Source organism: Pseudomonas sp. UBA4194, from assembly GCF_002379585.1.
GTDB lineage: Bacteria > Pseudomonadota > Gammaproteobacteria > Pseudomonadales > Pseudomonadaceae > Aquipseudomonas.
The window spans coordinates 37,679-58,259 of record NZ_DFUE01000042.1 but is presented as its reverse complement, the minus strand read 5'-3'; the positions used below and the strand labels follow the sequence as shown (position 1 = coordinate 58,259).

25 protein-coding genes, 1 tRNA gene and 1 pseudogene are annotated in these 20,581 nt (G+C 58.7%); 14 read left to right on the top strand and 13 right to left on the bottom strand.

The features are described 5' to 3' along the window. Positions 1-3 precede the first annotated feature (3 nt). From B3397_RS11115 to pilB, 7 genes are read right to left on the bottom strand one after another with little or no spacing between them, the layout of a single operon-like run. Complete coding sequence (locus B3397_RS11115) at positions 4-1,341, bottom strand: HAMP domain-containing sensor histidine kinase (protein ID WP_296249948.1); 1,338 nt, start codon at positions 1,339-1,341, stop codon at positions 4-6. Continuing rightward, positions 1,341-2,051: a response regulator transcription factor gene (locus B3397_RS11110; protein ID WP_296249947.1), complete on the bottom strand. Its 711-nt coding sequence runs from the start codon at positions 2,049-2,051 to the stop codon at positions 1,341-1,343. The genes B3397_RS11115 and B3397_RS11110 overlap by 1 nt, the downstream gene beginning before the upstream one ends. A 47-nt stretch (positions 2,052-2,098) precedes the next feature. Continuing rightward, entirely contained in the window at positions 2,099-2,302 is a 204-nt protein-coding gene (yacG, locus tag B3397_RS11105; protein ID WP_296249946.1) for a DNA gyrase inhibitor YacG, read from the bottom strand. Beyond that, a complete protein-coding gene (gene coaE, locus B3397_RS11100) occupies positions 2,299-2,922 on the bottom strand; it encodes a dephospho-CoA kinase (protein ID WP_296249944.1) in 624 nt (207 codons plus the stop codon). The genes yacG and coaE overlap by 4 nt, the downstream gene beginning before the upstream one ends. Beyond that, a complete protein-coding gene (locus B3397_RS11095) occupies positions 2,919-3,791 on the bottom strand; it encodes a prepilin peptidase (RefSeq protein WP_296249943.1) in 873 nt (290 codons plus the stop codon). The genes coaE and B3397_RS11095 overlap by 4 nt, the downstream gene beginning before the upstream one ends. Positions 3,792-3,794: 3 nt before the next feature. Beyond that, complete coding sequence (locus B3397_RS11090) at positions 3,795-5,012, bottom strand: type II secretion system F family protein (protein WP_296249941.1); 1,218 nt, start codon at positions 5,010-5,012, stop codon at positions 3,795-3,797. A gap of 3 nt (positions 5,013-5,015) precedes the next feature. Beyond that, complete coding sequence (gene pilB, locus B3397_RS11085; protein ID WP_296249940.1) at positions 5,016-6,716, bottom strand: type IV-A pilus assembly ATPase PilB; 1,701 nt, start codon at positions 6,714-6,716, stop codon at positions 5,016-5,018. Between the two features lie 227 nt (positions 6,717-6,943). On the opposite strand from pilB, the gene B3397_RS11080 reads away from it, so the two are divergent. The 4 genes from B3397_RS11080 (at position 6,944) to B3397_RS11065 (ending at position 9,323) form a co-directional block, all read left to right on the top strand. Further along, complete coding sequence (locus tag B3397_RS11080) at positions 6,944-7,351, top strand: pilin (protein WP_296249938.1); 408 nt, start codon at positions 6,944-6,946, stop codon at positions 7,349-7,351. A 117-nt stretch (positions 7,352-7,468) separates the two neighbouring features. Further along, positions 7,469-7,544 (top strand) — tRNA-Thr (locus B3397_RS11075). Positions 7,545-7,856: 312 nt separating this feature from the next. Beyond that, positions 7,857-8,399, top strand: coding sequence for an AAA family ATPase (locus B3397_RS11070; protein WP_296249937.1), 543 nt, complete (start codon positions 7,857-7,859; stop codon positions 8,397-8,399). 120 nt (positions 8,400-8,519) lie between these two features. Continuing rightward, on the top strand, positions 8,520-9,323 hold the full coding sequence (locus B3397_RS11065; protein WP_296249936.1) for an NYN domain-containing protein: 804 nt from the start codon (positions 8,520-8,522) through the stop codon (positions 9,321-9,323). A gap of 88 nt (positions 9,324-9,411) precedes the next feature. On the opposite strand, the gene B3397_RS11060 is transcribed toward B3397_RS11065, so the two are convergent. Continuing rightward, positions 9,412-9,714 (bottom strand): hypothetical protein, encoded by a 303-nt coding sequence (locus tag B3397_RS11060; protein ID WP_296249935.1) that lies wholly within the window; start codon positions 9,712-9,714, stop codon positions 9,412-9,414. A gap of 578 nt (positions 9,715-10,292) precedes the next feature. Here B3397_RS11060 and B3397_RS11055 point away from each other — a divergent pair. The 3 genes from B3397_RS11055 to B3397_RS11045 are packed head-to-tail and all read left to right on the top strand — an operon-like array spanning position 10,293 to position 11,508. After that, on the top strand, positions 10,293-10,763 hold the full coding sequence (locus B3397_RS11055; protein ID WP_296249934.1) for a Panacea domain-containing protein: 471 nt from the start codon (positions 10,293-10,295) through the stop codon (positions 10,761-10,763). Between the two features lie 17 nt (positions 10,764-10,780). Further along, entirely contained in the window at positions 10,781-11,134 is a 354-nt protein-coding gene (locus B3397_RS11050) for a hypothetical protein (protein ID WP_296249933.1), read from the top strand. A 53-nt stretch (positions 11,135-11,187) separates the two neighbouring features. Then, a complete protein-coding gene (locus B3397_RS11045) occupies positions 11,188-11,508 on the top strand; it encodes a DUF2388 domain-containing protein (RefSeq protein ID WP_296249931.1) in 321 nt (106 codons plus the stop codon). A 94-nt stretch (positions 11,509-11,602) separates the two neighbouring features. Here the strand turns inward: B3397_RS11045 and B3397_RS11040 are convergent, their stop codons facing one another. Continuing rightward, positions 11,603-11,782, bottom strand: coding sequence for a hypothetical protein (locus B3397_RS11040; RefSeq protein ID WP_296249929.1), 180 nt, complete (start codon positions 11,780-11,782; stop codon positions 11,603-11,605). Positions 11,783-11,960: 178 nt separating this feature from the next. Between B3397_RS11040 and B3397_RS11035 the strand changes: the two genes are divergently transcribed. The 4 genes from B3397_RS11035 to B3397_RS11020 all read left to right on the top strand — a co-directional run bounded on the left by B3397_RS11035 (position 11,961) and on the right by B3397_RS11020 (position 14,416). After that, on the top strand, positions 11,961-12,179 hold the full coding sequence (locus B3397_RS11035) for a hypothetical protein (RefSeq protein WP_296249928.1): 219 nt from the start codon (positions 11,961-11,963) through the stop codon (positions 12,177-12,179). A 249-nt stretch (positions 12,180-12,428) separates the two neighbouring features. Then, a complete protein-coding gene (locus tag B3397_RS11030) occupies positions 12,429-13,028 on the top strand; it encodes a LemA family protein (protein ID WP_296249926.1) in 600 nt (199 codons plus the stop codon). Beyond that, positions 13,025-13,780, top strand: coding sequence for a TPM domain-containing protein (locus B3397_RS11025; RefSeq protein ID WP_296249924.1), 756 nt, complete (start codon positions 13,025-13,027; stop codon positions 13,778-13,780). The genes B3397_RS11030 and B3397_RS11025 overlap by 4 nt, the downstream gene beginning before the upstream one ends. A gap of 18 nt (positions 13,781-13,798) precedes the next feature. Further along, positions 13,799-14,416, top strand: coding sequence for a TPM domain-containing protein (locus B3397_RS11020; RefSeq protein WP_296249923.1), 618 nt, complete (start codon positions 13,799-13,801; stop codon positions 14,414-14,416). Positions 14,417-14,445: 29 nt separating this feature from the next. On the opposite strand, the pseudogene B3397_RS11015 reads toward B3397_RS11020, so the two are convergent. From B3397_RS11015 to nadC, 4 genes and pseudogenes are all read right to left on the bottom strand, one after another. Further along, positions 14,446-14,538, bottom strand: a pseudogene (locus tag B3397_RS11015) (type II toxin-antitoxin system HicB family antitoxin); the annotation flags it as partial. An 82-nt stretch (positions 14,539-14,620) separates the two neighbouring features. Beyond that, positions 14,621-15,205 carry an SMI1/KNR4 family protein gene (locus tag B3397_RS11010; RefSeq protein WP_296249921.1) on the bottom strand — a complete coding sequence of 195 codons (585 nt, stop codon included), beginning with the start codon at positions 15,203-15,205 and terminating at the stop codon, positions 14,621-14,623. Between the two features lie 140 nt (positions 15,206-15,345). Next, a complete protein-coding gene (locus B3397_RS11005; protein ID WP_296249919.1) occupies positions 15,346-15,603 on the bottom strand; it encodes a hypothetical protein in 258 nt (85 codons plus the stop codon). 46 nt (positions 15,604-15,649) lie between these two features. After that, on the bottom strand, positions 15,650-16,498 hold the full coding sequence (nadC, locus tag B3397_RS11000; protein ID WP_296249918.1) for a carboxylating nicotinate-nucleotide diphosphorylase: 849 nt from the start codon (positions 16,496-16,498) through the stop codon (positions 15,650-15,652). A gap of 274 nt (positions 16,499-16,772) precedes the next feature. Here nadC and B3397_RS10995 point away from each other — a divergent pair, with 274 nt between their 5' ends. From B3397_RS10995 to ampE, 3 genes are all read left to right on the top strand, one after another. Continuing rightward, positions 16,773-18,983 (top strand): DUF1631 domain-containing protein, encoded by a 2,211-nt coding sequence (locus B3397_RS10995; protein WP_296249917.1) that lies wholly within the window; start codon positions 16,773-16,775, stop codon positions 18,981-18,983. Positions 18,984-19,071: 88 nt separating this feature from the next. Further along, positions 19,072-19,635 (top strand): 1,6-anhydro-N-acetylmuramyl-L-alanine amidase AmpD, encoded by a 564-nt coding sequence (ampD, locus tag B3397_RS10990; RefSeq protein WP_296249915.1) that lies wholly within the window; start codon positions 19,072-19,074, stop codon positions 19,633-19,635. Then, positions 19,632-20,468 (top strand): regulatory signaling modulator protein AmpE, encoded by an 837-nt coding sequence (ampE, locus tag B3397_RS10985; RefSeq protein WP_296249913.1) that lies wholly within the window; start codon positions 19,632-19,634, stop codon positions 20,466-20,468. Before ampD ends, ampE begins: the two co-directional genes overlap by 4 nt. The last annotated feature ends 113 nt before the right edge of the window (positions 20,469-20,581 follow it).

Genomic DNA, 20,581 nt, shown 5'->3' with positions numbered 1-20,581 from the left:
TGCTCAAGCCGCCATCAACAGCATGTTCATCCTCAGCCCGGCCTCCCCACCACTGGCCCACAACTGCCCGCCCTGCAGCTCGATACCGCGCCGAGCAATACTCAGACCCAATCCGAACCCCTTGCCCACCGCGCCATCCAACCGCCGAAACGGCTCGAATATCCGTTCCAGGTCCGCCTCGTCCACCCCCGGACCCTGATCCTCCACACACAACAACCAACGCCCATCCTCCAGCTGGCCTGTCAGCGTAACCGCGCCTCCTGCCGGAGAGTGCCGCACCGCATTGCGCAACACATTCTCCAGCGCCTGGGCCAGGCTGTTCAGGTGCGCCGACACCACGCAGTTTTCCGGCAAGTCACAGCGAAACCGTTGCGCCGGCCACTGGCTTTCGAACATCACATCCTGCACCAATGCCTCCCACACCGAGCGCACGTCTACCGCTTCACAGGCTAGCTCCGGGCGCTCGGTATCCAGCCAGGCCAGGTCCAGCGCGTCCTCCACCAGCCGCTGCATATCGTCGATCTCCCGCGCCACCCGCTGCTGCAACTGCTCGCCAGGCAATCCGCTTTCACTGGCCACCCGCAGGCGTACCAACGGTGTGCGCATTTCATGAGACAAGGTGCGCAACAGCTGCCGCTGCTGCTGCAGGCTTTGCCGAACGCGTTCAGCCATATGCTCATAGGCCTGGGCCAATTCGCCCAGCTCATCACGCCGCCGCGCCACTGTGCTGGTGTCGACACTGTCCAGATCATCGGCACGCAGCGCGTTGGCGCGTTCGCGAAGATCGTTCAGCGGCACCACCAGATGCCGATACAGCAGCAGGCCCAACAACGCCGCCAGCAGCACGGGCACCGCGCCGTGGGTAACCAGATGCGTCCAGGGCGTCAGCCCGGCAGGCAGCAGCTGTTCGGGCAGCTGCAGCACCAACCGGCCTCGTTCTGACTGCTCCGGAAACGCGATGCTGACGTACGGCAAATCGTCGTCCAGCCGCCGGCTCATGGGCCAGTTCAGCTTGCGCATGAAGGTCAGGTGAGCGGATTCCTCCAAGGTCAGCGGGGTCGTCCCAAGGCTTTGCAGGTGGCCATCGATCACCGCCGCCCAGGTCTGGTGCTCGGCTTCGAACGCGCGTCGCCACTGCTCCACGCCCACCCTTCCAGCGTCGCGCCAGACCTGCTCCGCCTGCGCGGCGTACTGGGCCAAACGGTCCTGATCGGCGCGGTCAAGAAAGTAGGTGCGCCGCTCCACATGCAGCCCCCAGAACCACACCAACCACACCAGCAACAGACAGAACCCCGCCTGCAACAACGCCAGCTTCCACAGCAGCGAATGACGCAGGCGCATCAGGGCTCCACCACCAGCACGTAACCCTGGCCACGCACCGCATGAATCTGCACCTGGCTGGCGCCGATAGCGCTCAGCTTGCGCCGTACGTTGCACACATGCACATCCAGCCCGCGATCAAGACGGGTGTAGATACGGTGCAGCACGTGCTGATACAGAAAGGCCTTGCTCAGCGACTCGCCGGGGTGGTCGAGCAAGGTCAGCAGCAGCCGGTACTCCGACGGCGTCAACCCTGCCATCTGCCCGTCAAAGCCGACGTCCTGAGCCTCGCCGTCGCGAATCAGCCCATGCAGTGGCGCAGACGGCGGCACTGCCGGCCCCCGCCTGTCCAACGCCACACGTCGCAGCAGCGCATCGATGCGTGCGTCCAGCTCAGCCAGGCTGAAGGGCTTGGGCAGGTAATCGTCAGCGCCCCGGGTGAAACCGCTGATGCGGTCCTGCTCCGCGCCCAGGGCCGACATCAACATCACCGGCGTACCCAGTTCATGACGCAGCCTGCCGAGCACACTCAAGCCGTCCAGGCCCGGCAGCATGATATCCAGCAGGATCAGATCGAACGGCTCGCTACGCGCCAGCAGCAAGCCCAGGTCGCCGCGCTCGCGGGTCTGCACCGTCAAGCCACGATATTGCAAGTGCTGGCGCAAATGCTCACGCAGCTCGGCATCGTCTTCGATCAGCAGCAGTTTCGGAGGTTTTTGATAGTCATTCACAATTGCGTGATTGTCGCATCAAGCAACAATCGCCGCAATCTCGGGCCTCAGTGGCCGCGCGGGGGCAGGTCTTCGCTGAACAAATCGTCCTCGGCATCCGGGCTGACCGGAATCTTGTGCTCTTCGGCCGCCCATGCGCCCAGGTCGATCAGCTTGCAGCGCTCGGAACAGAACGGCCGGTTCACGTTGTCTGGGGTCCATTCCACCGGGGCGCCACACGTGGGGCAATCTACGGTCAAGGGTTGGCTCATTGCTGGCCTCCATGCAAAGTCAGATAAAAAGAATGCAGCCGCTCCACTTCCGAGTGCAGCCAGGCCAGATCGCGATCATTGACGATCACATCGTCGGCCAGCTCCAAGCGCTGCTCGCGGCTCGCCTGCGCCTTCAAAATGGCCTGCACTTGCTCCGGGGTGGTGTTATCGCGCGACAACGTACGCGCTACGCGCAGATCCTCCGGCGCATCGATCACCAACAACCGCTGGGTAATGCGGTACTGCCCCGACTCCACCATCAGTGGCGACACAAACACCGCATAGGGCGAAGTGGCGCTGGCCAGCGAGCGGGCGATTTCATCGGCGATCAATGGATGCAGCAACGCCTCCACCCAGCGCCGCTGCTCGGCCTCTTCAAAGATGACCTTGCGCAGCGCCGCACGGTTCAGACTGCCGTCGGCCTGCAGCAGATCCACCCCATAGCGCTCCACCAGTTGCGCCAGCGCCGGCCGCCCAGGCTCCACCACCCAGCGCGCCGCCTGATCGGCGTCCACCACGTGCACGCCCAGCTCGGCAAAGCGCTGCGCCGCAGCACTCTTGCCGCTGGCGATGCCACCGGTAAGGCCCAGCACCCAAGGTTTATCCACAGCTGTCGTCATCGGAAACCAGCGAACTGCATGTATGAGGTGGTTATTTGATCACCCCAGAGCAATGCAATCCACCCCGCAATGGCCAGATAAGGCCCGAAAGGGATCGGCGTGCTGGTCTGCGCATTGCGCATCTTCAGCATGATCACCCCCAGAACAGCCCCCACCAGCGACGACAGCAGGATGGTCAGCGGCAAAATCTGCCAGCCGCCCCAGGCGCCCAGCATGGCCAGCAACTTGAAGTCGCCATAGCCCATGCCTTCCTTGCCCGTCACCAGTTTGAACGCCCAGAACACCAGCCACAGACTGAGATAACCGATCACTGCGCCCCATAGCGCATCTTCCAGACTCACAAACAGGCCTTGGCTATTGGCGATCAAACCCAGCCACAGCAGCGGCAGCACCAGGGCGTCCGGCAGAATCTGATGATCGGCATCGATCATGCTCATCGCCAGCAGACCCCAGGTCAGCAACAGGAATGCACCGGTCTGCCAGGTGAAACCGAAGTGCCAGGCGACATAGGCGCTGAGCACCCCGGCGGCCAGTTCCACCAGCGGATAGCGCGGGCTGATGCGGGCTTTGCAGCTGGCGCATTTGCCTTTGAGGATCATGTAGCTGATGAGCGGGATGTTCTCCCAACTGCGAATCTTGTGGGCGCAGTGGGGACAGGTAGAGTGGGGGAGAACCAAGTTGTAAGTGGCAAGCTTGGGCTCGGGGGGGAGGTTGAGCATCTCCCGGGCCTGGGTTTGCCAATCACGGTTGAGCATGATCGGCAGGCGGTGGATGACGACGTTGAGAAAGCTGCCGACGCACAGGCCCAGGAGGAGGGCGCAGAGGGTCAGGGCCAGGGGGGAGTTGGCCAGGGAATCAAATAGGGGCATGGGTCAGACTACGTTGCCGAGTTGGAAGATGGGGAGGTACATCGCGATAACCAGCCCACCCACGACGACGCCTAGGACGGCCATGATCATGGGTTCCATGAGGCTGGTGAGGCTGTCGACCATGTTGTCGACTTCGGCTTCGTAGATGGTGGCTACGCGGTCGAGCATGTCGTCTAGGGCGCCGGACTCTTCGCCGATGGCGGTCATTTGGATGGCTAGGGTGGGGAAGACGCCGGTGGTGCGCATTGAGGTATTTAGGGGGGATCCGCTAGAAACATCCTGCCGAATTGAGCCAACGGCATTTTTGAAGACAATGTTGCCAGTTGCGCCTGAAACCGAGTCCAAAGCTTCCACGAGCGGCACACCAGCTGCAAACGTCGTAGATAGCGTTCGGGCATATCGGGCTACGGAGGACTTGTAGATGATTTGACCGACGATTGGGATTCTAAGCGTTGTTCTGTCGACCGCATTTCTGAACTTCTGATTGGTTCCATGGAAACGCTTTAAAATGTAGCCCACTGCAGCCGCGATGCCTAGTAGTATGTACCACCATTTCTGTACCACGTTCGACAGGCCTATCACCATAAGCGTGAACGCAGGCAACTCTGCGCCGAATCCGGCGAATACTTGTTGGAATTGAGGTACCACATAGATTAATAGAATGCCTGACACGATAACTGCCACAACGACGACTGCAAGCGGGTAGGTCATAGCTTTTTTTATCTTTGCTTTGAGCGCTTCAGTTTTTTCTTTGTAAGTGGCCACGCGATCTAAAAGGGTTTCCAGTGCCCCCGCTTGCTCTCCCGCATTAACAAGGCTGCAATACAACTCATCGAAATACTTTGGGTGTTTGCTCAATGACGCGGCAAAACCATTGCCCGCCGCTACTTCCTGTTTGATCTCAATGACGAGTCTTGCCATGCTAGGGTTATCGGTGCCCTCTGCAATGATGTCAAACGATTGGAGCAGTGGAACGCCTGCCCTCATCATGGTGGCCATCTGCCTTGTAAAAAGCGCGACGTCACGGGGAGTTATTTTCTTGTCTCGTGAAAATAATGGCGTCGCGCGCTTGCGAATTTTTTTGGGGGTTATGCCTTGTTTACGAAGCTGAGCTCGAATGAGGGCAATGCTCTGACCGTTCATCTCACCTTTAAGAGTTGTGCCCTTACGATCAACGCCCTCCCACGAAAACATCGTGGGCTTCAAAGGTTTTCCGGCCATCATTTAATCCTTCGTAACTCGGTTAATCTCGGCGAGGCTGGTCACGCCCTGCATAACCTTGCGAAGCCCGGAGGTCCGCAAGTCCGCGAAGCCTTCTCTGCGCATTTGCGCCGAGATCTCTAAAGAGTTGCTAGACTCCATGATCATCTGCTGGAGCGTTTTAGTGTTACGCACCACTTCATAAATGCCTTGACGGCCTTTGTATCCACCATTGCAGTGTTCGCATCCTGCCGGCTCATAGAGCGTGAAGTTTCCGATAGCATCCGCTGGGAATCCTTCTTCTATCAGCACCTCACGCGGGACGTCGGCCTCAATTTTACAGTGAGTGCAGAGTTTTCGGGCCAGTCGTTGAGCAATAATCAAGCTCACCGACGTCGCGATGTTAAAGCTTGCAACACCCATATTCTGCAGCCTGGTCAACGTCTCAGCAGCGCTGTTTGTGTGTAGCGTTGATAGCACTAGGTGACCAGTCTGTGCCGCTTTTATCGCGATCTCAGCAGTTTCGAGGTCTCGTATCTCGCCTACCATAATAACGTCAGGGTCTTGACGGAGGAAGGAGCGAAGGGCTTGAGCGAAGTCCAGGCCTTGGCGGTTGTTGACGTTGACTTGGTTGATCCCCTCCATATTTATTTCTACAGGGTCCTCAGCCGTCGAGATATTTATGTCAACGGTGTTTAGGATGTTAATCCCGGTGTATAAGGAGACGGTTTTACCTGAGCCCGTCGGACCTGTTACTAATATCATTCCTTGAGGTTGTTTAAGAGCTTGAACGTAAAGCTCTTTCTGGTCTGGTTCGTAACCCAATGCATCAATACCCATCTGCGCACTCGAAGGATCGAGTATTCGCATGACGATTTTCTCACCCCACAGCGTCGGTAGGGTATTGACACGGAAATCAATTGCCTTGTTTTTTGATATTCTCATCTTAATCCGACCATCCTGCGGGCGGCGGCGTTCCGAAATATCAAGACTTGCCATTACTTTGAGTCGAGCTGCTATCCTGCCGGCAAGATTGATCGGAGGTCTGGCCATTTCCCTCAGAATACCATCCGTCCTGAATCGTACCCGATATGTTTTTTCGTAGGGCTCGAAGTGAAGATCAGACGATCCTCCTCGTATTGCGTCCAATAGCATCTTGTTTACGAACCGTACTACGGGAGCGTCATCAGCGTCTTGGGAGGTGACTGGGTCGTTTTTATCGTCGTTTATACTTTGAACATCTAAGTCGTCGAGACTGACATCGCTGAGTTCCTCAAGACCAGTGCTTGAGGTTTCGAAAAATTTTTCGATTAAATCGCTTAATTTGTCATCCTCAACTAATATCGCTTCGGTGGTCAGGCCGGTGCTAAATTGAATGTCCGTGATGGCTTGGTGGTTTGTCGGATCGGAGATGCCTACAAATAGTTTGTTTCCCCTTTTCCACAGTGGCAATGCATGGTGCTGTCTCACCAGCTTTTCGCTAACTAGTCCTTTGGGTTGACTTTCTCTATCCAATGAAGATAGATCCAGAAAAGAGATCCCAAACTGGTCAGACGCCACTTCGGCGATGTCGCGACTCTTTATAAGCTTGTTTTCTACAAGATAGTGGATCAGAGGAGTCCGCGCGCGCTGGGCATTTTGAATAGCCAACTGGGCATTTTTATCTGTTATAAGCTCCGCCACTACTAGTTGTTTGGCGAGGCCTGTTAGGGTGATGTCGTTCATTTGAGCACCGAGTACCTGCAGTACGTGTCTTATAGCGCAGTCAGCGATTGAAGCCAAACGCTTCGGTCCGAGGTGACCAAAAATGTCAGTTTTTGATCCTTTTGGCGCTTAGCATCACGCGGAAAAGGCCGATCCTCACGTTCTTAAGCCTGAAGATGTTGGCACGTCATATGCTTAGGTCTAGTCAAGGCTGGTTTTTTGGCCTCCTATCTATTGTGGAGAAGTGTATGCAGGCTCAGAAAGGTTTCACCCTGATCGAACTGATGATTGTTGTAGCGATCATCGGTATTTTGGCGGCCATTGCATTGCCGGCCTATAACAACTACACCACTCGAGCACGTTTTGCTGAAGTAGTTTCGATTGGCGATTCTTACAAGACAGCTGTTGCGCTTTGCCACAGCACCACAAATGACTTGACCGTATGCGATGCCGGCACCAACGGCGTTCCTGCTGCTGCGGCCGCTACCGCCAACCTGGCAGGTGGTATGACTGTTGTAGATGGTGTTATCACTATGACCGGCACTGCGGCTGCCGGCGGCCTGACAAGCATACTGACACCTGTTCAGAACGCCGCTGGCAGCGCTTTGGTATGGGGCCAGACTGGTACCTGCTTGGCTGCCAACGCCTGCCGCTAAGACTATTCGCGCGGGTCGGAGCCTTTAGAGCGCGCGCGGCAGCCGGATCAAAGGCTGCCGCCTGCATTCTCTTGATTCATGCCGTTGCAAGATCGAGTCTTTATATCCTGATTGAACGCCGGTGTAGCTCAGTCGGTAGAGCAGCGCACTCGTAACGCGAAGGTCGTAGGTTCGATTCCTATCTCCGGCACCATCGCTAGCTACCGTATCTCACTTTCATACCTGTCTTTTCGCCGGTACTACCTGCCTCCGGTCATTACCGGCCTGCGCCTCCAAGGTGGGCTGGACCTTTCAAAGCAACTTGCTGAAAGACAACCGCGCAAGATCACTCCCGGAGCAGGTGCTCGAATCGCCTATCTTCTCAAAACCGGCGCTAAAGCTTCTGGTACAGACCTCGTGACAGACTAATGTGTTCTTCAGGGGCTAGGCGGACTACGCTTGGGCTGCGGCGAAGATCTGGCGCTGGGCTTGATAGGATCAACCTACGCATCAACAAGGAAGTTATATGCAGCGTGTCATGATCATCGGCCAGCCTGGCTCCGGTAAGAGTACTCTGGCACGGGAAATGGGCAAGCGCACTGGCCTGCCAGTTATCCACATCGACACTATTCACTGGCAGCCTGGCTGGATCGAGCGCAGCGCTGCCGAGAAGACCCGACTTTGCCTTGAAGTCGAGGCTGGCGAGCGTTGGATATTCGAAGGCGGGCACTCGACTACCTGGAATAACAGGGTTGCCCGTGCCGATCTGTTGGTCTGGATTGATCGATCTTCTGCACTGAGGTTCTGGCGGGTGCTGCTTAGAACTGTGCTTCAGCGCGGCAGCACGCGGCCAGATCTTCCGGTGAACCGCCCTGAGCAGCTCGGTAACCTCCCAGGGTTTTTCAAATTCATGTGGGACACCCGGAAGTCGGCGCGTGCGAGGATGAGGCAGTTGGCGGCAACAGCGCCTTCGACCTGCAGGGTTGTCCACCTGCGTTCCAATCGGCAAGCTCGGGCTTTTCTTGCGGAGCTTGGCGAAGGGCTAAATTGGGGCCGGCACGTCTCGTAGGCTCCCAAAAATAAGTGCGGCTTGATCTCGATGCTCAATTTACGGTCAAACTGCATCTGTGTGCGGAAAACATAACGATCCAATTTCACGGTAGGCTGAATCACCCATCAAGGACGAACCATGCCCAGCTCTAACATCCATCACTCGCAAAGACGCCTCGCCGTCCTTATCGACGCCGACAACGCTCCTGCGGCCATTGTCGAAGAACTTCTCGAAGAAATCGCAAAGTATGGCGTCGCTAGCGTCAAGCGTATTTACGGCGACTGGACAGGCCCTCAGCTCGGTGGTTGGAAAAAGATATTGCTCGATTACTCAATCCAGCCGATCCAGCAGTTCGCTTACACCAAAGGTAAAAATGCTACGGACAGTTCGCTCATCATCGACGCTATGGACTTGCTTTACACCCGACGTTTCGACGGCTTCTGCCTGGTTTCCAGTGACAGTGATTTCACCCGATTGGCATCTCGGTTGCGAGAGGAAGGATTGACCGTTTATGGCTTTGGCGAGGAGAAGACGCCCAGGCCATTCGTCGCTGCGTGCGACAAGTTCATCTACATCGAACTGTTGCGGGAGGAGGCGGTGGTTCCAGTAGGCGCAGATACCTCTCCAAGCTTGGTCGCCGCTGCCGATACTGCTAAATCCCCTCCGGTCGAGCGGCCCAAGAAACCCAAAGCCCCTGTCAATTTCATCGCCAAGATTATGGATGACATCGCTGATGAGGATGGCTGGGCTCATCTGGGAGCCCTTGGTATGAACATCACGAAGCTCAGACCGGCGTTCGATCCTCGCACTCATGGTTACAAAAAATTGAGTGAGTTGATCAGAGGCTATCCACATGCTTTCGAGCTGGAGGCCAGGAATGGAACAGGTGGACCACCGGTGATGTACGCGCGTCATAGGCAGCCAAGTAAGTCATCAGCCTGAATCTACCCGCAAAGAATACGGCTTCTATCCAACGTTCGTTGATAGCGCTGCATTGACGGCAGTAACGCAGCGCTATTCCTTCGTCGTCTTAAAGCACGCGCTCTAAGCCTTCCAAGCTATCGGCTAATTTGGCGTGGATCGGCCCAATCAAACTGTGCATTTGATCGCCCGAGAAATGATTGGCCTCTGCGGTATCGAGCAATTGCTGGAGGGTATCAAGAGCGGCGCTCACCTCACCTATCTCGCGGACGAGGCTCTGCACGCGGCATAGCCCGTCCGAAAGCAGCGCTACTTGCTCACGAAGCAACGTCGATGAGGATTCCGCGGCTTCGGCGGTTGCAAAGAGGCAGGATTGAATGCGGGTAAGTTTGACAATCGTAGTAGCAGTCATATGTAGAGCTCCGTTTACAGTGGGAGCCGCCAACAACCATCGCCAAATGGTCAGGGTGGCAGCTGTACGCAGGTTGGCGAACCGGGGTAAACGGAACCCGGCAGACTCTAAGGTCTCCCGCGCACAGCCGCCATAACACGAAGCCGCTAGCGTCAGAGAATCAGCTGCGGTCATGATGGGGCGCTGTTGCGCCGTTTACTGTTCGGGTCGCCAAACCCGGTCGCTGAATTGGCAGCGACGGCGGGAATGTACGCTTCTGGTGGGTAGTTGATCAAGTCACCAGTCTCTGTGTGTGTCTCGCGCGGGCAAGGCACATGGGTATGACCGTTATCAACGGCTCGGCTTTTATCCGAAGCCGATACGCTCACGCGTAATCGATCTCGCACGGTGTCGGCGATCACTTACCGCAGGTACCGCGAACCTCCTAGTGCACAGTTGGAAGCCAGGGTGCAAAATTTCCTGTACTGGATGGATAGCCACTTATTAGGGCTGGTCGTGTTTGACAGCCCACATCCACGAGTCATAATTCGGCCGCATTAGCGTTGCATCGGATCACCCAACGAGGAGGAGCGGTTGTGTTGAACAGCGAAGCCGTTGCCAACTATTTCATCCAGAAATCATTCGACACTGGCATCGGGTTGACTCCGATGAAGCTGTTGAAGCTGGTGTACATCGCTCATGGATGGCATCGCGGATATTTTTCGGAAAACTTGATCAACGACGCTGTGCAGGCTTGGCGATATGGGCCTGTGATTCCTGATCTATACCGCAAGGTAAAGGGTTACGGGCGCCGAGATATAGATTCCCCAATCTCGGGATATGGCGTCGTTGGTGATGCGGCGAACCCTCCGCCAAACCCGCACACAATCGCGTTGCTGGACCGAGTTTGGGACACGTACAGCCGGTTTGGCGGCGTGCAGCTGTCAGCAATGACTCATCAGGCCGGCACCCCTTGGGACGAAACCTGGCGCGCGGCGGGGGGAGATAATTATTGCGGCGCGATCATTCCCAACGACCTGATCGAAAAGCACTACAAAAACAAAATATAGCGCACAAGGGACGTGGCATGGTCGATAAGGAAGACCCTTTCAAAGCCATCAGGGCTAACTCGATGCCTACGGGCGCGCTCATAAACGCAGAAAAAGAGGAAAAGGCGCTGGCTGCTGGGCGGACAGCTGTTCAAGGTGAGCTTCACGTGATTGCCAGGCATGCTCTACGGTACGGTGCATTCCTGATAGCCGTGATGGTAACCATCCGTTTTTGGCATGTAGCGGGACCTTATTCTTTTTTTGGTTGGGAAGTGAGGTGGTTGAGCGACGTCGATCTTCAGTCTATGGACAAGATGCTATTCAGCAGCGCATTCGGTGGGTTGGTCCTAGGCTATCTCAAGGAGATAATGGCCCCGGCCAAGAGAGAATAAAGGCGTATCGTCCTCATCTCTTTCAGTTACCACCCCGCAAGGATCGCGACCCGTTGAAACCCTACCCCTTACTGCTACCGCTACTCTTTCTCCTCTCTGAAGCCCACGCTAAGAAAGCCTCCGACGACCTTTCCGACGACCCTTTCGCTACCACCACCCTGCGCATCACCACGGTCACCAGCCTCTCGACGGATTTCACTGTCCGTCCTGGCTCCTACATCGCGGCCAAGCCAGACGCCTTGGCATTTGTCGGCTCTGACGGCCGTATCCGCGGCGTCTATTTCGAGCAGGCGCTGCGACGGTTCCGGGAGAGAGGCGGCACCGAGGCCATCACTGACGCCCGGTTCGCGGAGGCAGTAGCGGCCATTGAGTAGTGCGAGCCCTTGATCAGGACGCAAATGTGAGCCTAGGGCGGACTAGATGAGCGGGATGTAGCGCCAGGCTAGAAACGCGGTCCAGCCGCCTGGCTCACCGCTCTTTCTGCTCCCGTTCACTAAACTCCACCGCCAGCGCCGCGGCCTCCTCATCGGTCTTCCTGATATGCACCTGCCCCTCGCTGTCTCGCACCTCGAATACCGTTTCCAACCCCTGTGCCTGCAGCGCTTCGGGGACGTCGGTGCCTTCAAGTTTCTTGACTGAAACGGCCATGATTCATCTCCCTGGTAAGGTTCCTAAAAGGGTGTGACCGGCCCGGGCGCTGGTCGTGCAATGGATCTGCCCCTGGCCGATGAAATACCCGGCCCAGTTGCCGCCCCACCCAAACAGATCGAACTTACCCTCCTGCCAGCGTCTCGAATTCATGTACACATTATCGAGACCTACTGCCATGACCACCCAAGATCAAACCCAACCCAAATCCCCGACCCTCGACCAGAGCGGCAAGCCGGTCGACGTTGTCGAGCGCGACATCGAGAACGAGACGCCCGCCACTGAAGGTGTGGATAAGGTGATTACGCCTACCTCCATCAAAGAGAAGGAGCAGGACGCTGAAACCCTGCAACGCAAGACTGCCGAGATTGAGCGAAAAGTGGCTGATAGCCATTAATCGCGTGGGGCCGGCGAAGAAAAGTGCGGCTCACTTGGCCTTCACATCCGTTTCACGCCATCTTCACATCCTGGGGCGTAGTGTTGACCTTGCTCCTTCTTCAAGCCCGCTTTCCTCCCCGTCGGCGGGCTTTTCTTTGTCTGCGATTTGGCGACTGCCGGTTTTCCAGGCTGCTAACCTCTCATTACCTGCCGCTTGCCCAGCCTGGGCCGGGGCACGTTGCACCCCCTCAAGGAGCTGAGTCTTATCATGACCATTTCATTGCGCACGCGGCTGCTCGCCGTGGTGATGTTCACCACACTGTTGAGCGGCTGTGGCATCAACAACATTCCGCAGTACGACGAACAGGTGAAGTCGGCCTGGGCGCAGGTGGAGAACCAGTATCAGCGGCGTGCCGACCTGATCCCCAATCTGGTGGAAACGGTGAAGGGTTATGCCAAGCAGGAACAGGACACCCTGACGCGGGTGATCGAGGCGCGGGCCAAGGCGACGTCGATTCAGGTGGATGCCAGCACCCTGGACGATCCGGCCAAGCTGCAGCAGTTCGATCAGGCACAGCAGCAGCTAAGCGGTGCGTTGAGCCGGCTGATGGTGACGGTGGAGCGCTATCCGGATCTGAAATCCAACCAGAACTTCCTGGCATTGCAGTCGCAGCTTGAAGGCACCGAGAACCGTATCGCGGTGGCGCGTCGCGACTTCATCGCTTCGGTTGAGAAGTACAACACCGAAATCCGCACTTTCCCCGGGAAGCTGTGGCAGATGACCATGTACCGTGACCAGAAAGTCCGGGAAAACTTCAAGGCCACTGCGCCGAACGCCGAGCAAGCGCCGAGCGTGAAGTTCCAATGAGGCCGTGGCGGTGCCTGCCGCTGCTGTTGCTGCTGTGGGCGATGACGGCAGGGGCGCTGGAGTTTCCGGCGCTCAGTGGACGTGTGGTGGACCAGGCCGGCTTGCTTGACGCTCAAACCAGTGCCCAGTTGAGCCAGATGCTGCAGGCCCACGAGCAGAGCACCAGCGAGCAGATCGTGGTGGTCACCGTGCCGGACCTGCAAGGTACAGCGATCGAGGACTACGGCTACCAGCTGGGCCGGGCTTGGGGCATCGGCCAGAAGGGCAAGGACAATGGTGCGTTGTTGCTGGTGGCCAAGGCCGAGCGCAAGGTGCGTATCGAGGTGGGCTATGGCCTGGAGGGCACACTTACCGATGCCCAGTCTTCGATCATCATCAATAACGTGATCCTGCCTTCGTTTCGCCAGGGTGATTTCGCCGGCGGTATTCGAGCCGGGGCGGCGGCAATGTTGCAGGTGCTGGGTGGTGATCCGCTGGCGCAACCGCAGCAGAGCAATGCCCCGCAGCATTCGCAGCAGCGGTTGCCGTGGCCAGCGTTTCTGATCTTGATCGTCATCGTAGTGTTGATGATCAAGGGCGGCGGCGGTGGTGGTCGGCGTGGCGGCGGTGGTGGCGGGTCGGTATTGACCGGTGCTGTGCTGGGCAGCGTGCTTGGCGGTGGTCGTGGCGGAGGTGGTTTTGGCGGCGGCGGAGGTGGCTTCGGCGGCGGTGGTGGCGGTTTTGGTGGCGGAGGTGCGTCCGGTGGTTGGTGAACAAGGCGGGAATGAGTCATGACGATGCTGGATGAGACTGCGCAGAAGCGGGTGGCCGCGGCGATTGCCAAGGTTGAGCTGGAAACCGACGCCGAATTGGTCACGGTGCTGGCGCCACAGGCGGACGACTACACCTACATCCCTTTGCTATGGGCAGGGCTGCTAGCGCTGGTGGTGCCGGGATTGATCAATTACATACCGGGCTGGCTGAACGCGCATCTGCTGCTGTTGGCGCAGTGGGCGACGTTCATCGTACTGGGGTTGGTGTTCCGTATTCCGAGTGTTACCACTCGGCTTGTGCCACGGCATGTTCGCCATTGGCGTGCGGGCAATATGGCGCGCCGGCAGTTTCTGGAGCGCCAGTTGCATCACACGCAGAATGGTACGGGCATGTTGATTTTCGTGTCCGAGGCCGAGCGGTATGTGGAGATCCTGGTGGATGAAGGCATTTCCAGTCGTATCGGCAACGAGACCTGGGCCGCGATCATCGAGGACTTCACTCGGCGCGTGGCGCGCGGGGAAACCATGGAGGGTTTCGTCGCCTGTATCGAGGCGTGTGGGCAACACTTGAAGCAGCATGTACAGCTTACTCAGGCGCGCAACGAGTTGCCGGATCGGTTGGTGGTGTTGGGTTGATGTCACCCATACTGCGCGAGGAGGTCCGCCAGCGCTGATACGGTTGCGGCTTCGTAGCTGACCAAGGCGCGAATGAACCGGATCTCGCCATACAGGCAGTCATCTTCGGTGTTCGCTTCGATGGGGCCCGAACGACATGTCTCTAGCTATTGCGCGGCATCAGCAGCCATGCCCTCCATTGCGGCGGGCACGGCTGCGTCACTATCAATCCTCCAGAATGAAGCCGAATTTGTCGTCCACCAGCATCTGCAGGTAGGCATCGAAGCTGTCGGCGATGACCACGAATTCATCGGGATCGTGAACGAAGCGGATCACTTGGCCGACTTTGCCGCTCGCTGTCGGCGCGAAGTCGATGAACAGGGTGGAGGTGCCGCCGTTGTTCATGCAGTAGGAAAAGCACAGGCGCTCGCCCTGGACCACGTCGGAGTCGATGCGGCGGTCCAGCATGTCCGGGTTTTCCAGAAAGTCGTCGCCGTAGACGTCGGCGATGCTCTGATCGTTCTTGGCGCGGTCCTCGAGGATTTGCTCCACCGAGCGCAGGTAATACGGGTATTCGGAGATGTCCGAACCCAGGATCAGCACCGAGACTTCACCTTTCTCGTATTTTTCCCAATGGGTACCGTTGACCTTGCCCAGCAGTTGCAGAAGGCTGTCGGGGCACAGCGGGTACACTTCTTTCAAGCTGGCCAGCTGGGTGGACGAGGCACCGGTGGCGAACGACAGTTCGTCAAGACTCGGGGCAGGCAGTGCGGCTTTGAGGCCGGTGTAGAACTGTTCGACGATGCTCAAGGCTGCTTCCTTACGCTGGTTTTGTTTCAAGCACCTTTGGGCGAATCGATAGGGTGAGTCAAGGAGTTTTACCGTGCAAGGCGATGTGCGGTGAGTTCGATGCAGCTCGAACCAAGGCCCGAGCCGCATCGCCATCATCCTCAGTCGCGCCAGCGAAGGGTGTAGTGCGCTGGTACGTCACTCATCTGCGGTTGGAAGTGTGTGTTGGAGATCACGTGGGTGTGCACGCTGCCGTCGGCCAGGCGTAACTCGAGGTGGTCGCCGGCGCCGGCGTTCAAGGTCACTTCGTAGATCAGTACCTTGTTCGGCTCGGCAGTCGTGGGGAAGGGGCCGAAGCGGGTGCCGTCGATGCGAGTGATGTAGACCTGGTCGGCGCCCTGGGTGAATGTGGTGGTCACTGCGAAAAACTCCATACCTTTGCTGGTCGAATTCAATGTGTGGCTGTCACAGGCTCAGGCGCATGGACAGGTCTACGGCTTTTACATCCTTGGTCAGGGCACCGATGGAGATGTAGTCCACTCCCGTTTCGGCGATGCTTACCAGGGTCGAATCGTTGATGCCGCCGCTGGCTTCCAGTTTGGCTTGCCCTGCATTCAGGCGCACGGCTTCGCGCATGTCGTCCAGATTCAGCTCGTCGAGCATGATGATATCTGCCCCGGCCGCCAACGCCTCGCGCAGCTCCTCCAGGCTCTCGACTTCCACTTCCACCGGTTTGCCAGGGGCGATGCGGTGAGCGGCGGCGACGGCCTGGGCAATGCCGCCGCAGGCAGCGATGTGGTTTTCCTTGATCAGGAAGGCATCGTACAGGCCAATACGGTGGTTATGGCAACCCCCGCAGGTCACTGCGTATTTCTGCGCCAGGCGCAGGCCGGGCAGGGTCTTGCGGGTGTCCAACAGTTTGACCTGGGTATGGGCCACCTGATTGGCCAAGGTCTGCGCGCGTGTGGCCACGCCTGACAGCAGTTGCAGGAAGTTCAAGGCACTGCGTTCGCCAGTCAGCAGCGAGCGAGCAGGGCCTTCGACGTGAAACAGCGGTTGGTTGGCCTCGGCCCGCTGCCCATCGATGACCTGCCAGTGCACAGCCACGCGCGGGTCGAGCTGGCGAAATACCGCGTCGACCCAGGCCGTGCCGGCCACGCTGCAGTCGTCCCGGGTGATGATGGTGGCCTTGGCCAGGCGCTCGGCGGGAATGAGCTGCGCGGTGATGTCGCCGCTGCCGATGTCTTCCAGCAGTGCGCGGCGCACGTTGGCTTCGACTTCGGCAGTCAGGTCGGCGAGGCGAAGATTGGGCATGGCGAGCTCCATCGGCAAAGTGGCCGGATTATAGGGCACTGCCATGGCTGGAGCGAAGCCCCGTGGCAGACGCCTTGTCGATCGGACGAAACGGCTGCATTTGGTCGGCTCCGATGAGCTTTTGTTCATTTTTGTGGTCAATCTCTCACTTGGGTCCTATAGCCGTGAACTGAAGTCTGGAATCGCAGTCACAGCAGGCGGAAAATGGGCGTGCCGGAATAATGGCGTCATGCCATTGTCGCTAACGATTCACTTCTTTCATTGGGAGACTTGCATGCCGAACGACGGGAAGGTGGTGCCTCTGAACAAGGCCGCCGCAGAGCACGTGAATCAACCTGCCAGTGCTCGTTTGCCTGTCGTCCTGCTGCAAGTGCGTGACAAGTCTGCGCTGCAACTCAAGCAAGCGTTGCAGGTGTTGTTCGATAACGCCGACGACACGTTGTTCGAGATGGCCGACAGGGCGCTGAACAACGCCGACCAGAACACCTTTTTCGAGGCCATGCGTGACCTGCGCCTCAAGCGAAAGAGCATCGAACGGGGGTTTCTGGAGAAATTCTACGAAACCTTCGTTCGTATAGGTCATTACGAAGTGGCGGACGTTCCGCCGCCGCCCCTGAGCTACGACAAGCTGGCGCTGGTGCCCAATGACGAACTGGAGCGCACGGTCGCTCTGGATGCCATGGTTGCCAAGGTATTCAGTCGCGACGGCTTCGCCCTCGGCCAGCTCACCACCCGGCTGAATGTCCTGCTGAGCAAGCGCCTGGATGACGCGACCAATCCCCTGGGCCCGGCCATGCTCTGCGATTACTTCCTGCAGGCCGGGCGCAGCCTGGGTGTGGACATCAAGGTCAAGTTGATCATCCTCAAGCTGTTCGAAAAGTACGTGCTTACCGATACCGACCAGCTGTACGCCGAAGCCAACCAGCTGCTGATCGCCGCTGGCATTCTGCCGGAACTCAAGGCGGCGCCAGCGCGCCGGGCGGCGGATCGGGCCAGTGACCGCCCGCGCAAGCCCGAGCCTGAAGCCAAGGCCGAAGCCAAGGTCAAGTCGGCCCAGTTCGATGAAGGCGTGCAGGAAGTGTTCGGTGCCCTGCAACACCTGCTGCACGATCTGCGTGGCAGCATTTCGCCAAAGATGGAGGCGCCGTCCGAAGCGCTGCCCATTTCTACCAACGACTTGATGCGCCTGCTTTCCCACCTGCAGCAGTACGTGCCGCAGCAGGCGCCGCAGGACGACTACGACCTGCGCTATCAGCTGGAACAATTGCTGACCCGAGTGAGCGTGAAGAGCGGCAAGTTCCGTGTGGTAGGTGTGGTCGACGAGGACGTGATCAACCTGATCGCCATGCTTTTCGAATTCATCCTCGACGACCGCAATCTGCCTGACTCGCTCAAGGCGCTCATTGCTCGCCTGCAAATTCCGATGCTCAAGGTCGCGGTCATCGACAAGAGTTTCTTCAGCCGCGGTGCCCACCCGGCGCGGCGGCTGCTCAATGAAATTGCCTCTGCAGCCATGGGCTGGGGCAATCGCGACGACTACCAGCGCGACAGTCTGTACATGCGCATCGACCAGATCGTTCAGCGGCTGCTCAACGACTTCGTCGACGACCCGGCGCTGTTCTCCGAGTTGCTGGTGGATTTCCTCGCCTTCAGCAACGACGAACGTCGACGCAGCGAACTGCTCGAGCAACGTACGCGCGATGCCGAGGAAGGCCGTGCCCGTGCCGATCTGGCCCGGCACCTGGTGGAAAAGGAACTCAATAGCCGTCTGCTCGGCCGCACCCTGCCACAAGTCGTTGTGCGTTTGCTGCAGGAGGCCTGGAGCAGAGTGCTGCTGCTGGTGTGCCTCAAACACGGCGCCGATTCTGCCGAATGGCAAGCGGCCCTGAGCACCGTGGACGATTTGATCTGGAGCGTGGAGCCCCACGATGACGCGGAAACGCGCATGCAGTTGCTGGAGCTGGTGCCCAGCTTGCTGAAGTCCCTGCGCGACGGCCTGACCAGCTCGGCGTTCGACCCTTTCGCGACCAGCGAATTCTTCAGTCAGTTGGAGCTGCTGCATGTGCAGGCGTTCCAGCGTGAGCTGACCGATGCCCCAGGTAGCGCCCAGGAAGATGATTCGATGGTGGAGGTGATCGACGAAATCGTCCTCACCGCACCCGGCGAAAGCGTTCCGCTGGAGCCGCAGATCCGTCTGCCGGACAACGATCCCGGCCTGCTCGAAGTGGACAAGCTGCGCGTCGGCTCCTGGGTCGAGATCCAGGAAGACGAGGAGTTCAAGCTGCGCTGCAAGCTGACCGCCATCATCGAGGCGTCGGGCAAGTACATCTTCGTCAACCGCACGGGTATGAAGGTGCTGGAAAAGACCCGCATGGGCCTGGCGGTCGAGTTCCGCCGCGGCACGGTGCGGGTGCTCGATGACACCCTATTGTTCGATCGCGCTCTGGATTCGGTGGTCAACAACCTGCGCAAGCTGAAAGCCTGATCGGGGGATTTCATTTTGCCAGGGCTGCCCTGGGCTGCCGGGAGGGGGCATACTGAGCGCCCCGATCGAACTGCAGCAAGGAACCCCGATGCAGCTGGACCCTCTCAGCGGCTGGTGCGAAGGCGTGCAGCATTGCCCCTCGCCAAACTTCAACGAACGCCCGGGTGGCGAAGTCTCGTTGCTGGTCATTCACAACATCAGCCTGCCGCCCGCCCAATTTGCCACGGGCAAGGTTCACGCGCTGTTCCAGAACCGCCTGGACAGCAGCGAGCATCCCTATTTCGAAAGCATTGCGCACCTGCGGGTATCGGCCCATTTTCTGATCGAGCGCGACGGCACCGTCACCCAGTTCGTGTCTTGCCTGGATCGAGCCTGGCATGCCGGCGTGTCGGTGTTCGACGGGCGGGAAAGTTGTAACGATTTCTCCCTGGGCATCGAGCTTGAAGGTACCGATGATCAGCCCTTCACTGAAGCGCAGTACCGTGTGCTGACCGACCTGACCTTGCAGTTACAGGCCCGCTTTCCGGCCATCGAGGTGCAGCGTATCTGCGGCCACAGCGACATCGCCCCCGGGCGCAAGACCGACCCTGGGCCCCACTTCGACTGGCCGCGCTACCGCGCCGCGCTGACGAACAAAGAAGGTACACAATGATTTTCCTGGTGTTGGTGCTGGTGTTGCTGGCCGAAAAATTCTCCGCGCTGCGTCAACGGATTCAGCGTGACGGGTTTTTCCTGGGCGAGTTACGTCGCCTGGAAAGCCACCCGCGGCTAGCCGCTCAGCCTTGGCTGGTGCTGGCAATCAGCGTGCTGCTGCCGGCGCTGTTGCTGGCGTTCACTCTGCATGTGCTGCAGCCAGTGGCCTACGGCTTACTGGCGCTGCCTGTGCATTTTCTGGTGCTGGTCTACAGCCTGGGGCGCGGTGATATCAAACTGGGGCTGGGGCCGTTTCGTGACGCCTGGCGACGCGAAGACGTGCAGGCTGCGGTGCATGTCGCCGAGCGTGACATGGGCGTGATCGCCGAGGATGAAACAGGTTTGTTGAAGCGGGTTCAGGGGCATCTGTTGTGGGAGTCCTATCAGAGCTTTTTCGCGGTCATCTTCTGGTACGCCTTGCTGGGCCCGGTCGCGGCGCTGGTGTATCGGCTGCTGGCGTTGAGCACCGAGCAATCCCGCAACACCGCCGTCGCCGACCGCGCCGGCCAACTGCGCCACGCCTTCGACTGGCTGCCGGTGCGCTTGCTGGCCGCCAGCTTTGCGATGGTGGGCAACTTCGTGGCGGTCAGCCGAGTAATGCTGCATGAGGTGCTGAGCTGGGAAATCACCGCGCCCGCCTTGATCGCGCGAGTAGGGCGGGTGGCCGCAGAAGCGCCCGATGCAGTGACCGGCGCTGCCGGTGTTGAGAGCCTGGATGATCTGTGGCAGATGATCGTCAGAGCCGGGGTGCTGTGGTATGCGGTGTTGGCCGTGTGGTCGGTGTTGCGCTGAGTCATAGGACCCTGTGGGACCGGGCTCTGCCCGCGATGGGGGCATCATTGGCGCTACACATTTCGGATCAGGTGGTGGCGCTGCTGGCGCCTTCGCGGCTGTACGCCGCTCCT

Coding starts and splice junctions, on each gene's coding strand:
- B3397_RS11095 (WP_296249943.1), bottom strand. CDS start 3,791: ATGCCCCTATTTGATTCCCTGGCCAACTCCCCCCTGGCCCTGACCCTC.
- yacG (WP_296249946.1), bottom strand. CDS start 2,302: ATGAGCCAACCCTTGACCGTAGATTGCCCCACGTGTGGCGCCCCGGTG.
- B3397_RS11090 (WP_296249941.1), bottom strand. CDS start 5,012: ATGGCCGGAAAACCTTTGAAGCCCACGATGTTTTCGTGGGAGGGCGTT.
- pilB (WP_296249940.1), bottom strand. CDS start 6,716: ATGAACGACATCACCCTAACAGGCCTCGCCAAACAACTAGTAGTGGCG.
- B3397_RS10995 (WP_296249917.1), top strand. CDS start 16,773: ATGCCGAACGACGGGAAGGTGGTGCCTCTGAACAAGGCCGCCGCAGAG.
- B3397_RS11070 (WP_296249937.1), top strand. CDS start 7,857: ATGCAGCGTGTCATGATCATCGGCCAGCCTGGCTCCGGTAAGAGTACT.
- nadC (WP_296249918.1), bottom strand. CDS start 16,498: ATGCCCAATCTTCGCCTCGCCGACCTGACTGCCGAAGTCGAAGCCAAC.
- B3397_RS11020 (WP_296249923.1), top strand. CDS start 13,799: ATGACGATGCTGGATGAGACTGCGCAGAAGCGGGTGGCCGCGGCGATT.
- coaE (WP_296249944.1), bottom strand. CDS start 2,922: ATGACGACAGCTGTGGATAAACCTTGGGTGCTGGGCCTTACCGGTGGC.
- B3397_RS11035 (WP_296249928.1), top strand. CDS start 11,961: ATGACCACCCAAGATCAAACCCAACCCAAATCCCCGACCCTCGACCAG.
- B3397_RS11065 (WP_296249936.1), top strand. CDS start 8,520: ATGCCCAGCTCTAACATCCATCACTCGCAAAGACGCCTCGCCGTCCTT.
- ampD (WP_296249915.1), top strand. CDS start 19,072: ATGCAGCTGGACCCTCTCAGCGGCTGGTGCGAAGGCGTGCAGCATTGC.
- B3397_RS11040 (WP_296249929.1), bottom strand. CDS start 11,782: ATGGCCGTTTCAGTCAAGAAACTTGAAGGCACCGACGTCCCCGAAGCG.
- B3397_RS11115 (WP_296249948.1), bottom strand. CDS start 1,341: ATGCGCCTGCGTCATTCGCTGCTGTGGAAGCTGGCGTTGTTGCAGGCG.
- B3397_RS11025 (WP_296249924.1), top strand. CDS start 13,025: ATGAGGCCGTGGCGGTGCCTGCCGCTGCTGTTGCTGCTGTGGGCGATG.
- B3397_RS11080 (WP_296249938.1), top strand. CDS start 6,944: ATGCAGGCTCAGAAAGGTTTCACCCTGATCGAACTGATGATTGTTGTA.
- B3397_RS11050 (WP_296249933.1), top strand. CDS start 10,781: ATGGTCGATAAGGAAGACCCTTTCAAAGCCATCAGGGCTAACTCGATG.
- ampE (WP_296249913.1), top strand. CDS start 19,632: ATGATTTTCCTGGTGTTGGTGCTGGTGTTGCTGGCCGAAAAATTCTCC.
- B3397_RS11060 (WP_296249935.1), bottom strand. CDS start 9,714: ATGACTGCTACTACGATTGTCAAACTTACCCGCATTCAATCCTGCCTC.
- B3397_RS11030 (WP_296249926.1), top strand. CDS start 12,429: ATGACCATTTCATTGCGCACGCGGCTGCTCGCCGTGGTGATGTTCACC.